Source organism: Chloroflexota bacterium, assembly GCA_014360805.1.
GTDB lineage: Bacteria > Chloroflexota > Anaerolineae > DTLA01 > DTLA01 > DTLA01.
Map to the genome: position 1 here is coordinate 18,395 of JACIWU010000035.1, position 14,440 is coordinate 32,834.

Consider the following 14,440-nt stretch of genomic DNA (forward strand, 5'->3'; position numbering starts at 1 on the left):
TTCTACAGCCGCAGTATCGCCCTCGCGATGGTGAAGTAGATGAATAGGCCGGTCGCGTCCACCAGGGTGCTCATGACGGGGCCGGATACGACGGTGGGGTCAATGCGCAGTTTGTGGGCGATGATCGGCAGCAGCGCCCCCAGACTGTTGGCCCACAACACGATGGCCCAGATGCTCACGGCCACGGCGATGGCCACCCAGACGGTGGTTCCCCAGGTCAGGGCGCGGATGAACGCGACCACGGCCATCATGGCTCCCAGCACCAGGCCCACCCTGGACTCGTGCCAGTAAACCCGCAGGATGTCCTTCGTGTCCACATCGCCGATGGCCAGGGCGCGGATGATGGTGCTGGTTGTCTGCGAGCCGGAGTTGCCGCCTGTGCCGATGAGCAGCGGGACGAAGAAGGCCAGCGAGACGACCTGGCTGAGCGTGGACTCAAAATGGCGGAGCACCGAGCCGGTGAACGTCTCGGTGATGAAGAGCAGCAACAGCCACCCCAGGCGCTTGCGCGCGACCCAACTGACCGCCGTGGAAAGATACGGTTTGTCCAGCGGCTCGGCGCCACCGAATCGCTGGATGTCCTCGGTGGCTTCCTCTTCCAGGATGTCGGCGACCTCATCGTAGGTGATGATGCCGAGCAGGTGGTTCTCGCGATCCACGACGGGCAGGCCCAGGAGGTCGTAGCGCGTCATGAGCCGCGCGGCTTCTTCCTGGTCTGCGTCGGCGCGGATGGAAATCACGTCGCGGTTCATGATGTCGCGGATGAGGGTCTGCGGGTCGGCAACGATGAGTTCGCGAAGGCTCACCACGCCGACCAGGTGGTTCTCATCGTCCACCACGAATAGATAGTAGGCCATTGTGGTGTCGGGGGCGAGTTTGCGAACGTGCTGGATGGCCTCATCGGCCGTCATGCGCTGGTTCAGGGCAACTTGCACCGGCGACATGAGACCGCCGGCAGTGTCGTCTTCGTGGGCGAGCAATGGAATGACCTCGTGCGCGTCTTCCATCTCCCTCAACACTGCAGCGGTGGTGGCATCGGGAAGGTCGCCCAGGAGGTCCGCCGCTTCGTCCGGCTCCATTTCGTCCACGATGTCGGCCAGGGTGTCTACCGGCAACTTCTGCGCCAGTTCGGCCGCGTCTTCGTCCTCCAGTTCCTCCAGGATGTCTGCCGAATCCTCCGTATCCATCTGGGGCAGCAGCGCTTCCTGGAGTTCGGGCGACAGTTCCTCAAACACGTCGGCCTGGTCGGGCGCGTTGAGCGATTCCAGGACGCGGATCGCGGCCTGGATGTCGTTGGCTTCCAGGAGCGCGCGCACGGTGCGGAGCGCGGCATCTACACGGCTCTCTTCCATTGGCTCACCTCCTTTCTGGGTTGGAAACGAAAACAAAAGCCGAAACACCTGGCCCCAGGGGGTGCTGGGCTATCGGTTGGATAGACGCCAAGCGTATCGGCTCGGTAATGCTACCGCGAAATTGGCGGCTTGTCAAAAAGACCCGTGGAGCCATCAGGTGCGATGGCCCCGGCCTGTCTTCGTGGTCCCTATCGGCCTGCGCCGCGTCTTTTGGCGACGCCCTTCTGCCTGACCGAGCGTATCTGGCGGATGAAGGAGAAGGCGGCGCGGGCGATGGCCAGGCCCTCCACAAGCCCCACGCCCGCCAGAAGCGAGGGGCTGTCTTCCTCCCCTGGCTCCTTGGGCGGGGCGAGGAGGTAGGCCACCGTGGCGCCCAGGACGCCGCCGACGAGCGTGCCGATGAAGATGACCCGTTCCCGTTTAGACATGGGAGTTCCTCCTTTCGGAGCGGCCCAGTGCGCGCAAGGCTGCGCGGACGCGCGCGCCTGTGGCCTCGCCCCAGACAAATGGGCTGATGGCCGCGCCGCCCGCCTGGCGGACCGCGCGTTCGGCCTGGTTGACATAAACTCGCGCAGGGCGTGTTACGCGCGGAATGTTGGCCTTGAGCCAGAGTACCCCGCGTACGCCGAAGTAGCAGGCGGCCCCGGCGACCAACACGCCGAAGAACGCCTCCACCGCCAACAGCACGACGGCTACGTCGCGCCACGTGCCCAGGTTCATATTGCCCTCCTCGTCCTTGCCGCTCCCATTGCAGGGGCGGGCGCTCCCGCTTCTACAGAATCTCTATCTGGTAGTCCAGGAGTTCCACATCCCAGTGTCTGCGCTCCACCATCCGAACCACTGCGGTCAGCAGGCCGTGGGCATGGTCGGCGGCGGTGCTGACGGTTACGATGCCCAGGGTGGCCAGTTGCCACGAGTCCTGGGTGTCCACCTCGGCGACGGCCACGTTGAAGTCCTTTCGGATATGCGCCACGATGGACTGCACGGTTTGCCGCTTCCCCTTGAGCGAGCCGTTGGACGGCAATCTCAATTGCAGGCGACACGTTGCGACAATCACGACACCATTCCTACCGGCAGGCGGTTGGCTTCTCGCGGCGCGGTGGGCCACGCGATGTTGGCGTACTTCTCGCCTTGCAAGTGGCGGGCGAGTTCTAACTCGGCTGGAGACAGCGAGCCTTCCGCCAGGCGCACGTTGAGCGCGCGCGAGATGCCCTGGCACAGGGCGTGTGCCGCCTCCGCGAACGGCGCGCGCCGCGAGAGCGCCTGCTCCAGCGTGATGGCCGCCGTCCGCAGCCGTTGGCGCAGGGCCTGGCGTTCCGAGTCGGGGAGGGCGAGCAAATCCACGATGGCCGACAGGTCGCCGTGGAGGGGCAGCGAGCCGTGCTGGAGCAAGGCTTTGGATGTGCGGAACTGCGCGCTGCCCAGGAGTTTCCGGCCCCCGACGGTGATCTCGTATCCGGCGAGCGTCTCAAAGCAGGCGGGCGCGGGATCGGCGGTTTTGTGGGGCCTGGCGCGGCCTACGGCCGCTCCCAGGATTCGTAGCCCCTCGGCCAGCCCTTCGCTCAGCCGCCTGTAGGATGCCACGATGTCGCCCGCCGCGCGCGGGTCGTCCAGCGGGAGGATGATGCTGTACGTCAGTTCGTCGCGGTGCAGGATGGCCCGGCCTCCTGTGGGGCGGCGGACGCACGTGATGCCCTGCGCCTCGCAGGCCGCAAAGTCCACTTCCGCCGCTGACTGGCTGCGCCCCAACGAAAGGCAGGGCGGATTCCACTGGTAGAAGCGTAGCGTGGGCAGGCTATCGCCGCGGGCGACGCCGGTCAGGATGGCTTCGTCCACGGCCATGTTCCATGCGCCGTCGGCGCCGGCATCTATCAGCAACCGCCAGGTTGTGGGTGAGTACCGGTCCATTTTGCTCTGCTGACCTACTTCTGCTCCTTTTGTGTCTTGCCAGCGGGTGGCACGATGCCCAGGCGCTTGGCCGTGTGGTCGCGGCCCATGTAGAAATTGAGCCATGATGCAGTCCACAGCAGGTCGTAGTTGACCGGCGGAACGTGGTAAGCGCCGAGTTTATCTTCCTCGCCGTAGTGCTTCAGCCGGCCGTATGCGCGAACGAAGATGCACTGCTTCTTCCCCGGATAGACCTCGCACCAGCCCTCAAAACTGCCACCGCACGGGCCGTTGCGCTGTCCTTTGGGACACTGGCTTGTGGGGCACAGGTAGGCGACATCGGGCAATCCACAATCCCCGCAGTGCAGGCAGTCGTTGGTAATGGATTTGGCGAAATGCTCAAGGCTGGTGAAAGCCGGCTCCAGGCGCGAACCGTCCAGTGCCTTCGCCAGGCCCTGCATGGGTTTGAAAAGCACTCCGTGCGGTTCAAACATCGTCTTGTGCAGGAGCCGAAATCCCCGATAGGAGAGGGGCGTGCCCGGGCGATGCAGCGACCGATTTACGGGCGTTTCGGTGTTGAGGCCCGTTTTCTCGTCCTTCTCAAAATAGTACCAGCCGTTCGGCTGGGGGAAGTCAAACTCGTGGATGTAGTCCAGCCAGTTCGGCGCCAGTTCCTCTCCTCGCGCGATGATGAATTCCACATCCTCGTAGGAGAGGCCATGCCCGCCAATATGCACACCCGCGAAACCCATCCCCTTCATGAACGCGTACATCTTCGCGGCGCGTTCCAGACGCCTCTCTTTGGCCTTGGTCTTGTCGGCGGCTTCCTCGTCCAGGATGGCGAGCAACCTGTCGGTAACTACACACCCGGGGACGCCGTTCTGGTTCATGAGTCGCCCTACCGGCCTGGACAGGACATAGACATTCCCGATTACGGGGATGTGCTCAAATCCCAGGTGCTTGACCATGAGCAAGGCTTCGTGGAACTTGCGCGCGTCGTAGCCGAGTTGGGTTGCAATGAACTGGGCGCCCGCCTGGAGTTTCTTCTTGAGTTTGTAATACTGACCCATCTGCTCGCTTTCCAGGGCCTTGAATGGGCTGACCACTGCGCCGGCAAAGAAGTGCGAGGGCGCAAGGGTTGTTACACCGCGAGGCCCTTGCACCTCCAGCCCTTTGTTCATCTCGCCGATGAGTTCCAGAAGTTGCACGGGATCCAGATCAAATACCGGCTTTGCACGCCCACGATAGCCCGAATATGTGTAGTCACCGGTCATCACAAGCAGATTTCGGACTCCGGCCCGCTCCAGGCCGTGGAGCAAGGCTTCCAGTTCGTTGCGGTTCTTATCCTTGCAGGTGAAGTGGACAAGGGGTTCTATCCCGAGGCGGTTGACTTCGGCGCCGAGGAACTCCGCGGAAATGGCGGGGTTGCCGCCAGGGTTGTCGGTCAGGGTGAGGGCATGAACTTTGCCTCCCTTGGCGGCCTTCTCGGCTCCTCGGAGGACTTCTTCCTGATCCTTCTCGTAAGCCCCCCGGCCCGGGACAAGTTCCCAGGTTACGCTGAAAACATCCTTGCGGACAAGGGACTCGTGGAACCTGCTGAGGTACTCGGCCATCGTGTTTCCTCCTTGAAATAGATTGGCTAGAGTCCAAAGGCGCGTAGGTGTCTGCACTCAGGGTGGGCGCAACCGTGTCGCCTCGCCATTATAGCACACAAGGGCGCGAAGCGCGAAAACCATTTGACACTTGGGCGCAGGCAGCGGATAATGGCACAACACTTCGCGGCAGCGGAGGTTGCGCATGATCGCGTTTGTGCTGAGCGGCGGGGGGAACCGCGGGGCGCTGGAGGTGGGGGCGCTGCAGGCGCTGTTCGGCCACGGCATCCAGCCCGATATGCTGGTGGGCACGTCGGCGGGGGCCATGAATGCGGCGTTCATCGCTGCCGATCCCAGCCCGGTGGGCGCGCTGACGCTGGGTGGGCTGTGGAAGTCGCTGCGCCGCTCCGACGTGTTCCCTGGCAATCCTGTAACGATGGCGTGGCGCGTACTCACGAAGCAGGACGGCTTGATGTCCAGCGCCCGCCTGCGCGACCTGGTCATTCGGAACCTGCCGCCTGGGGTTATGCGGTTCGCCGACCTGCGCGTGCGGCTGTACACGACGGCCGCCGACCTCAACACCGCCACGCTCTACCTGTTCGGCGACGACCTTTCGGCGCTGATCGTGGACGCGGTCATGGCCAGCGCCTCGCTGCCCGTTACGTTTCCGCCTTACATGTACCATGGCGCACAACTGGTGGATGGCGGCATCGTCGCCAACGTGCCCATAGAGATCGCAATGGCCAAGGGCGCGACCGAAATCTACGCGATAGACCTGGGGTATTCGGGCGAGACGGTGCCCGAGGTGCACGGCCTTGTTGACATAATCCAGCGCATGCTGACCACACTCATCTACCAGCAGTTGCTGGACGACCTGGAAGAGGCGGCGGGGAATCCTGCCGTGGCGCTGCACCACATCCGCATCCCCGCGTTTCACGGCATCTCCATGTGGGATTTCGGCCACGCGGAAGAGATGATCCGCGCCGGCAAGGAGATCACCGAGGCGTATCTGGCGAACCCCCAGCCGCTTACCGTCGCCCTGGCGGAATATGCGACCTCGGTGCGGGAATCGGCGCGGGCGTTGCCTGGCGCGACGGTCTATCGCCCGCGCCGCCCGAGACGGCGGATTTGACATCCGCGCCGGTCGCGGGTATACTCCATATACCCTATGAGGGTATGTGGAGTATGGCCAGAATCGCTCGAGTTGTGAAGGAGAACATAGGGCTTGTCATCCTGGCGGTCATCCTTGCCGCCTCGTATGCCTATCTGCGCACTCCCGCCGATACGGTGGCCACGGAACAGGAGTTCGCGGCGCTTTTCTCCGCGGGCAAGCCCGTGCTGGTGGAGTTGTATTCCAATACCTGAAGCGCGTGCTTGCTGTCCAAGCCCGCCGTTGACGGGTTTGAGCGTTCGCACGAGGGGCAAGTTGCCGTGGTGCGGCTGAGCGTGCGCTCGGCGCTGGGCAATGCCCTGGCGTACCAGTTCCAGGTGCGCGCGGTGCCCACGTTCTTGCTGTTCGCGCCACACGGCGAACTGGTGGCGAAGCACGTGGGAGTCGCGACCGCTGGCCGCCTGACGAGCCTGTTGGACGAAGGGATGGAGGAGCGTTAGTCTATGCCAATCTACGAGTATCGTTGCCCACACTGTGGCAAGGAGTTTGAGAAACTGGTTCCCATGAACACGGACCCGCGAAGTGTGGAGTGCCCCCATTGCGGGCAGAAGGGCGTGGAGAAAAAGGTGTCGCTGTTCGGCATGGGGGGCAATGCCCTAGGCGGGTTTGCCGTCTCGCAGGGGTCCTCCTGCGGCACAGGCGGCAGCACTTGAGGCATCTAGCCGACGGGCCGTGGGCCTGTCTTTGAAACGAACTTCAGAAAGGATGCGCCATGCAGACAAACGAAACAGAGCAGGTAGTGGTATCGGTTTTCGGCAACGACCTGATGGAGAGTTGCTTCAGCGGAGGCTGAGGACCTCACTGGTCTTCGGAGGAGACCACGAAGATCGTCGCCGATTATTTACGGGAAGACTTCGGCGACAGGGTGAAGGTGGAGTACTACGAACTGTCGGATCCGGAAATGCGGGCGAAGTATGCCGACGTGGTGAAGGCCGTTGAGGAGCACGGGCTGGCATATCCGCTCACGGCCATCAACGGTGTCTTCCGGTTCGCGGGTGGGGTGAGTTACTACGCCATCCTGCGGGCGGTGCAGGAGGCGCTGGGCATTCCGGCGGGTGAATCATGAGTCTTGGGGATTTGGCGTTGCTGGGGCTATTCGCCCTGTTCGCGGTGCTGTGGCTTTGGATTGGCCCCAAGGCGGGCGTGGGCGGCTGAGCGGTGCAGAGGCCGGCCGTGCCGTCGGCATGCGACGAACATGAAGATACGGATGAGCACCAGGATTCCTAGACACGGCGCAGTGTCGCCGCGGAGTGAGAAGGCCCGCACCCCAGCGGGCCTTTTTCGTTGCCGGTTTTCGCACATGTTGCGTTATGTTCGCTGATAGAAAAGTTGACAAATCCAGTTGATAGGCTATAATGGTTGTAAAGTGTGGTGCCACCATGTCCGCTCGGCGAGGTGAGAAGAAAATGCGCAGCGAATCCACCCCTCTGTACACCATTGGTACGGCCGCCGACCTCTTGCAGGTCCATCCGCGCACCCTGCGGCTCTACGAGCAGTTCGGCCTGATCCGCCCCGCCCGCAAGAACAATCGGCGCCTGTATTCGGACAATGACCTGAAGTGGGTCCAGTGCATCCGCTATCTCATCCACAAGAAGGGCCTCAATCAGGAAGGGCTTCGCCGCCTGCTGGGGCTGATTCCGTGCTGGGAGTTGAAGGGGTGCTCGGATGCGGACCGCGCCGCCTGCACCGCCTACGAAGACCGCTCCACGCCCTGCTGGGAGATCGCCAGTAGCACGTGCGCGAAGGCCGGCAAGTGCTACGAGTGCGAGACGTACCTGGCGGCGCGGCACAGGCTCCTCAACCCGAACGAGTTGGCGGAGATTGACGCCGTATAGCAGTGGGTGCGGCACAACTTCGCACGGCCGGGGACCTCTGAAAGAATAGTCATGTGAAACAACACACGGACGCGCCGGTTGATTGGTTGTTGCAGGGTCCTCCTTGGGTACAGTATAGAACCCGCGTGGACCTGCTGAATCAACCCGAGAATGACCCACAGGTGAGTGCAGCCCGTCGGACTATGGTCGCGCATCCGCTTGTTCAGTCTTTGCTGACCGAACTGGCCGAGTGGCCGGGTGCCCCGCTGAAACGTCATAATGATGCCAGCCACCTGCTGCACAAACTGGCCTTTGTTGCTGATCTTGGGTTCAGGGCCGATGACCCCGGTATTGCGCAGGTCGTCAATCGGATTTTCAGCCACCAATCGCAGGATGGCCCCTTTCAAGTGCTGATGAACATCCCGACTCACTTTGGCGGCACAGGCAAAGACCAGTGGCTCTGGATGCTCTGCGATGCCCCGATCGTGCTGTATGCCTTGGTGAAATTCGGCCTGGGTGAGGCCCCCCGGGTCCAAGCAGCGATACAGACATTGGTGGACCTGGTGCGCGATAATGGGTGGCCCTGTGCAGCGGCACCTGAGTTGGGTAAGTTTCGCGGGCCTGGCCCCAAGAATGCCCCGTGTCCCTATGCGAATCTGGTGATGCTGAAAGCCTTGGCCGTAGCGCCGGACTGGCGGGAGAGCGCAGCCTGCCACACTGGCGCAGAGACATTATTGCAACTCTGGGAAGACCGCACGTTACGCAAACCGTATTTGTTTGCAATGGGCACGGACTTCGGCAAACTCAAGGCCCCCTTGATCTGGTATGATGTTCTACATGTGCTAGACGTACTATCGCACTTTCCATGGTTGCAGCACGATGAACGTCTCCGAGAGATCGCGCACCATGTGAAGGCCAAAGCCGATGAGCAGGGCCGTTTCACCGCGGAGTCCGTATGGACAGCATGGAGAGCGTGGGAGTTTGGACAGAAGCGTACCCCCTCGTGGTGGTTGACCTTGTTGGCGCACCGCGCGCTGACACGCATGGCTATGTAGTCAACACAGCGGCGCGCCCAACCCCGCATATGGCCAACGCGTTTCGGGCACGGCTGATGCATTCTGGGGGCACAGGGTAGCATGCGGGTTGTTTTGCTGGAGCCGTATTTCACCGGTTCGCACCGCGCATGGGCCGAGGGGTATCAGGCGGCCAGCCGCGAGCATGCGATTGAGATTTGGCCCATGGAAGGCCGCTTCTGGAAGTGGCGGATGCACGGGGCCGCGCTTGAACTGGCCAGCCGATGCCAGGGCATGGAGCAGGATCCGGACTTGCTCCTGGTTACGGACATGGTGAATCTGCCCTACTTTCTCGGCCTGACCCGCCCGCGCTTCGCCGACACGCCCATCGCCGCGTACTTCCACGAGACCCAGTTGTCGTATCCCCTGGCGCCGGCAGCCAGCCACGATTTGACCTACGGGTTCATGAACTTCATGACGGGGCTGTGCGCCGACTGGGTTTTCTTCAACTCGGCGTTTCACCGCGAGCAGTTCTTTGACGAACTCCCCAGGCTGCTGAAGCATTTTCCCGATTACAACCACCTGGAGACGGTTCCGCAACTTCGGGCCAAATCCAGCGTCCTGCCCGTTGGGTGCGATCTGCGGCGGCTGGACGCCGCTCGGGAGAGCGCGCCGCCCCGCACCCGCCCGCCGCTGGTGTTGTGGAATCAGCGATGGGAATACGACAAGCAGCCTGAAGTCTTCTTCCGGGCGCTTGCCATCCTCGCCGAGGAAGGCGTGCCCTTCCGCCTGGCCCTGGCCGGTGAGAACTTCCGCCAGAAGCCGCAGGAGTTCCTGCAGGCGAAAGAGGCCTTTGCCGGCCGCCTTGTCCACTACGGCCACGCGGACGCGGACGAGTACGCGCGGCTCCTCTGGCAGGCGGATGTGGTGGTCAGCACAGCCATCCACGAGTTCTTCGGCATCGCCATCGTGGAGAGCATCTACTGTGGGGCGTGGCCGCTGTTGCCCAAGCGGCTTGTGTACCCGGAGTTGATTCCCCCGTCCCTGCACGAGACGCATCTGTACGAGGACTTTGAGGACTTGGTGCGGCGGTTGCGCCAGATTCTGCTGAACCCCACGCCGCCCGCGCCGGCCTTGCGCGAGGCCATGCGGCGATACGATTGGGCGTGCATGGCCCCGGAATATGACCGCGCGCTGACCGCCGTGCACGAGGCGCGGGCTTCCGATCGTAACCGCGAATAACACGAATCCACGCGAATGGGGAATAGAGCAACCGCGAATAACACGAATCCACGCGAATGGGGAATAGAGCAACCGCGAATAGCGCGAATCCACGCGAATGGGGAATAGAGCAACCGCGAATAACACGAATCCACGCGAATGGGGAATAGACCAACCGCGAATAGCGCGAATCCACGCGAATGGGGAATAGACCAACCGCGAATAACACGAATCCACGCGAATGGGAAATAGACCAACCGCGAATAACACGAATCCACGCGAATGGGAAATAGACCGGCAAGCCGCCCCCCGCGCGGGATTCACTTGCCGGACTTTTTGTCCGTCCCCGGTACGCTTCGCACCGGCTTCTTCTTGGCGGCGCGACCCGCGCTGGCAGGCTTGGGCGCTTTCTTCTTGGGCGCCTGGGCGGGTTTGGGTTGGGCGGCGCTTGTTTCCGGCGCGGCCGGCGGCTTGGCCTCTTCTCGCGTGGGCATGGCCTCGGTCGGCGCGGGTTTGGTCGCCTGCTTCGTCGCGGGCGACTTGCGGGCGGCCTTGGGCTTTGCGGGCTTGGCCGTGGCCGCTGATGGGGCTTTGGCCGCTTTCGCCTGGGCGGTCTTCTTCTCTGTGGCTGGCGCCGTGGACTGACGTCCCTTCGCCGGCTTCTTGGCGGTTTTGGCGGGCTTCTCGGTCGCCTGCGGTGCGCCCTTCTTGGCACGCGCTTTCTTGGCCGGCGTGCGCGATGCCGGTGCTGCCGCGGCCTTGGGTTTGCGCTTGCGTTGTGGCGTGGGTTCCGTCGTTGCCGCTCCCAGCGCGACGATGCCCTCCACCAGTTCGGCCTTGCGCAGGGTCAGCACGGTCTTGCCCTGGGCTGCGCGCGCCATGAGGGGCAAATCCGCCGCTTTCAGCGGGTACCCTTTGGCCGCCGAGGTTCTCACCCATAGCGTCTCGCCCCCGCCGACGGCAACTGCGCAGGCGAGAGGGCCTGTCCTGGCGGTAACCTTGGCCACGACCACGCCAGCGCCGTAGCGCTTCTGGGCGGGGAAGTCTTTGAGCGCGATCCGCTTGCCGTAGCCGAGGTGCGCGAGGATGGCGACCTGGCCATCGGCGACAGATACGGGCATTGCTCCGATAACGCTATTGCCCTCCGCCAGTTTCATGGCCAGAACGCCACCGGCGGCCAAACCCATGGGCCTCACCTCTTCCTCGGCAAAGCGAATGCCCTGCCCTTGGGCCGTGCAGACGATGACCTCCTGTGAGCCATCGGTCAGGAACGCGTTGACAACCTCGTCGCCTTCGTCCAGGCCGATGAGGATGCCGCTGCCGCGAATGCTCTTGAGGTCATCGGCGGCCAGGCGCTTGATCTTGCCGCGGCGGGTAACCAGCGTGAGGTAGCCCTGCAGGCGGCCTTCGTCGTCGGCCTTGGGGCACACGAGGGCGACGATGGATTCGGTCTTGGGGAGGGAGCACAGGTCGGCCAGGGAAACCCACGCCGAGCGGTCGCCGACGGGCAGCAGGTGCACGGGGAGAGCGTAGCCCTGGCCGTCCGCGGTGCATACCAGCAGGTCGTCGCGGGTGTTGCCTTTGGCAAGGGCCACGGGTATTTCGTCTCCGAGTTGGCGGGCCAGGTCGGCGGTCGGCTCGGCGGGAAACGTACGCAATCGTCCCGAGGCCGAGGCGACGATGACCACGTCTTGTTCCGCGACGAGGTCGCGCGTGGTGAGGTCGCGTTTCTCCTGCTGGATGATCTGCGTGCGGCGGGGGTCGGCGTACCGCGCCTTCAGGGCCGCCAGTTCGCTCCGTATGACGCCCAGAATCTTCTTGGGGTGCGCGAGGAGGTCTTCCAGGTAGGCGATGAGTTTCTTCTTCTCGGCGTATTCCTCTTCAATCTTCTTGCGTTCCAGGGCCGCCAGGCGACGCAACTGGGTGTCCAGGATGGCTTGCGCCTGAATCTCCGTGAGTTTGAACCGCTTGCGCAGGTTGGCGAGGGCGGTCTCGGCCGTCTGGCTCTTGCGTATGATGGCGATAACTTCGTCCAGGTTGGCCAGGGCGATGAGGATTCCTTCCAGGATGTGGGCGCGGAGTTTGGCCTTTTCCAGGTCATAGCGGCTCCGACGGGTTACGATTTCGCGGCGATGCTCCAGGAAGAGGTGGAGCGCCTTCTTCAGGGACAACATGCGCGGCTCGCCGTCCACCAGCGCCAACATGCTCACGCCGAAGGTGGCCTGCATGGGCGTGAGTTTGAACAGGGCCGACAGCACCTCGCGCGGGTCTGCGGTGCGCGTGAGTTCTATGACGACGCGGAGGCCCTGACGGTCGGACTCGTCGCGGAGGTCGGAGATACCCTCTATGCGCCCATCGCGCACCAGTTCGGCGATGCGCTCCACCAGGTGCGCCTTGTTCACCTGATAGGGGAGTTCGGTTACGACGATGCGGTTGCGCCCCCGCGTCATCTCTTCCACGTGGGCCTTCGCCTGCACGGTGAAGCGGCCCTTGCCCACGGCGTAGGCGCTCTCCAGGGCGTCCACGCGCTCGCCGGTGGCGCGGTCTTCCGCGTAGCGGTACACGATGCCGCCGGTGGGGAAATCGGGCCCCTGAATGAACTGCAACAGGTCGCTGGTGGAGATGTCTTCTACGTCCTTCCAGTGGTCAATCATGTAGATGAGGGCGTCGCAGACCTCGCCGAGGTTGTGGGGCGGGATGTTGGTGGCCATGCCCACGGCGATGCCCGACGCGCCGTTGACCAGCAGGTTCGGCAGGGCCGACGGGAGGACAGCGGGCTCGGTGAGCGTGCCGTCAAAGTTGGGGACGAAGTCCACCGTGTCCTTGTCTATGTCGGCGAGGAGTTCCTGCGCGATGACGGCGAGGCGGGCCTCGGTGTAGCGCATGGCGGCAGCGCCATCGCCGTCAATGGAGCCGAAGTTCCCCTGGCCGTCCACGAGCACGGCCCGCATGGAGAAATCCTGCGCCATGCGCACCATGGCGTCGTACACGGCGGCATCGCCGTGGGGGTGGTACTTGCCCAGGACTTCGCCGACGATGCGGGCGCTTTTCTTGTAGGGCTTGTCGGGCTTCAGCCCCATGTCGTGCATGGCGTAGAGGATTCGCCGCTGCACGGGCTTGAGGCCATCTCGGACATCGGGCAAGGCTCTGGACACGATGACGCTCATGGCATAGTCCAGATACGCTTGCTCCATCTCGCGCTCAATGTCCACCTGGCGGACGGTGCCGATTTCCATGCTTATGCCCTCCTGCGGATGGGGCGGGTGCGGCCCTGGGGGTCGGTCTGTCGCGGCTACAGGCGCATTACGGTGCCGCAATACTCGCACTTCACGCTCTGCATGCCCTTGACGATGGGCACGGTCAAGGTGGCCCCGCAGCCGCTGCACTTGATGACTCTCGGCTCGGCGGGCGTGGCAGGTTGCTCCTGGGCCGGGCCTGCGACGCGGTCCTTGTCGGCGTCGCCGGTGATGATGCGGGTGATGACGCCAACCCACTCTTCGGGGTCGCCACGCAGGCTGATGAGGGCCTGGGCGTGGGGCGCGGGCGGGGACGTGAAACTGACCTTGACGACCTGCTTCTTGAACAGCCCGCCCACGCGCTCCACGGCGACCTTCTCCACAGCGCCGATGGGGGTCTCAAACAGGAGTTCGCGCACGAGTTTCTTCTCGGTGAAGACGAGGAGTTTGCGTTTGGTAACGACTTCCTCCTTGCGTTCAAACAGCAGGCGGTGGTCGGTGATGAACAGCAGGCCCTTGACCTCGTCGTCCTTGCCGCGGAGCCACTCGGCCTGAGACATGGCGACAGGCGCCTCGCCGGGCAGAAGGCGGAACGTGGCGACGTCCAGTTCGTCCAGCATCTCCTCGGCGTCGGCGATGATCTTGTCGGCCTTGCGGATGCCCTGCGAGGCCGAGGTCAGCATGCTTTGGAGCGAGGAGGAAGCGGCCTGGATTTCGCTCTTGAAGTTGCTCAACTGGGCGGCGGCGGTGTCCACCCGCTCGGATGCCAGCGCGACCGGCAGGGCCATGTACTGGCGGCCCGCCAGGACCTGCTCCTGGATGCGCGCCATGGACACGGCCAGCCGCTGGTATTCGCGCTCTATGGCTGCCGCCATCTGGGGCTTGAACAGATTCCAGTCTTGGGCAAGCCTGTCCAGTTCCTGCTCCAGCGTCGCGTGGAACTGGAACCCCCGCGCCCGAATGCGCCGCAGCCTGTCGGGCAGCGCGGCGAGCAGCGCGGAGATGCGCTCCACCTCGCTGCGCACGCTGGCCATGCGGGCGTCGTCGTGGAGGTCGGCGAGTTCGCGCTCTAGGCCGGCTTGCTTGCGCGCAAGGGCCTGCCGGGCTTCGGCTTCGCCGGTTCCCGCGGAGGCCGAAGCGGACAAACCGGCGCC

The 14,440-nt window shown here is 63.7% G+C and carries 16 protein-coding genes; 8 read left to right on the top strand and 8 right to left on the bottom strand.

Annotation, left to right across the window (positions count from 1 at the left end; translation table 11 throughout):
* Positions 1–2: 2 nt before the first annotated feature.
* The 6 genes from mgtE to H5T65_07595 all read right to left on the bottom strand — a co-directional run bounded on the left by mgtE (position 3) and on the right by H5T65_07595 (position 4,852).
* The gene (gene mgtE / locus H5T65_07570) at positions 3–1,352 is read right to left on the bottom strand and encodes a magnesium transporter (GenBank protein MBC7259093.1); all 1,350 of its coding nucleotides are present in this window, start codon (positions 1,350–1,352) and stop codon (positions 3–5) included.
* Positions 1,353–1,540: 188 nt separating this feature from the next.
* Positions 1,541–1,780: a YtxH domain-containing protein gene (locus H5T65_07575; protein ID MBC7259094.1), complete on the bottom strand. Its 240-nt coding sequence runs from the start codon at positions 1,778–1,780 to the stop codon at positions 1,541–1,543.
* A complete protein-coding gene (locus tag H5T65_07580) occupies positions 1,773–2,072 on the bottom strand; it encodes a hypothetical protein (protein ID MBC7259095.1) in 300 nt (99 codons plus the stop codon). Before H5T65_07580 ends, H5T65_07575 begins: the two co-directional genes overlap by 8 nt.
* Before the next feature lie 52 nt (positions 2,073–2,124).
* Positions 2,125–2,409 (bottom strand): DUF503 domain-containing protein, encoded by a 285-nt coding sequence (locus tag H5T65_07585; GenBank protein ID MBC7259096.1) that lies wholly within the window; start codon positions 2,407–2,409, stop codon positions 2,125–2,127.
* Positions 2,406–3,260, bottom strand: coding sequence for a lipoate--protein ligase family protein (locus tag H5T65_07590; protein MBC7259097.1), 855 nt, complete (start codon positions 3,258–3,260; stop codon positions 2,406–2,408). Before H5T65_07590 ends, H5T65_07585 begins: the two co-directional genes overlap by 4 nt.
* A gap of 14 nt (positions 3,261–3,274) precedes the next feature.
* Positions 3,275–4,852, bottom strand: coding sequence for a methylenetetrahydrofolate reductase C-terminal domain-containing protein (locus tag H5T65_07595; protein ID MBC7259098.1), 1,578 nt, complete (start codon positions 4,850–4,852; stop codon positions 3,275–3,277).
* A gap of 184 nt (positions 4,853–5,036) precedes the next feature.
* Here H5T65_07595 and H5T65_07600 point away from each other — a divergent pair, with 184 nt between their 5' ends.
* From H5T65_07600 to H5T65_07635, 8 genes are all read left to right on the top strand, one after another.
* A complete protein-coding gene (locus H5T65_07600) occupies positions 5,037–5,963 on the top strand; it encodes a patatin-like phospholipase family protein (protein MBC7259099.1) in 927 nt (308 codons plus the stop codon).
* Positions 5,964–6,016: 53 nt separating this feature from the next.
* Positions 6,017–6,196 (top strand): hypothetical protein, encoded by a 180-nt coding sequence (locus H5T65_07605; GenBank protein MBC7259100.1) that lies wholly within the window; start codon positions 6,017–6,019, stop codon positions 6,194–6,196.
* Positions 6,197–6,205: 9 nt separating this feature from the next.
* The gene (locus H5T65_07610; GenBank protein ID MBC7259101.1) at positions 6,206–6,442 is read left to right on the top strand and encodes a hypothetical protein; all 237 of its coding nucleotides are present in this window, start codon (positions 6,206–6,208) and stop codon (positions 6,440–6,442) included.
* Positions 6,443–6,445: 3 nt separating this feature from the next.
* Positions 6,446–6,655: a zinc ribbon domain-containing protein gene (locus H5T65_07615; GenBank protein MBC7259102.1), complete on the top strand. Its 210-nt coding sequence runs from the start codon at positions 6,446–6,448 to the stop codon at positions 6,653–6,655.
* A gap of 212 nt (positions 6,656–6,867) precedes the next feature.
* Entirely contained in the window at positions 6,868–7,068 is a 201-nt protein-coding gene (locus H5T65_07620; GenBank protein ID MBC7259103.1) for a hypothetical protein, read from the top strand.
* 340 nt (positions 7,069–7,408) lie between these two features.
* Positions 7,409–7,837: a MerR family transcriptional regulator gene (locus H5T65_07625; protein ID MBC7259104.1), complete on the top strand. Its 429-nt coding sequence runs from the start codon at positions 7,409–7,411 to the stop codon at positions 7,835–7,837.
* Between the two features lie 209 nt (positions 7,838–8,046).
* Positions 8,047–8,871, top strand: a complete 825-nt coding sequence (locus tag H5T65_07630) for a hypothetical protein (protein MBC7259105.1) — start codon at positions 8,047–8,049, stop codon at positions 8,869–8,871.
* 81 nt (positions 8,872–8,952) lie between these two features.
* Positions 8,953–10,071 (top strand): DUF3524 domain-containing protein, encoded by a 1,119-nt coding sequence (locus tag H5T65_07635; protein ID MBC7259106.1) that lies wholly within the window; start codon positions 8,953–8,955, stop codon positions 10,069–10,071.
* A 299-nt stretch (positions 10,072–10,370) separates the two neighbouring features.
* Here H5T65_07635 and gyrA read toward each other — a convergent pair whose 3' ends face one another.
* Positions 10,371–13,286 carry a DNA gyrase subunit A gene (gyrA, locus tag H5T65_07640; GenBank protein ID MBC7259107.1) on the bottom strand — a complete coding sequence of 972 codons (2,916 nt, stop codon included), beginning with the start codon at positions 13,284–13,286 and terminating at the stop codon, positions 10,371–10,373.
* 56 nt (positions 13,287–13,342) lie between these two features.
* The coding region (locus H5T65_07645; GenBank protein ID MBC7259108.1) for a hypothetical protein at positions 13,343–14,440 on the bottom strand (1,098 nt) is incomplete at its 5' end.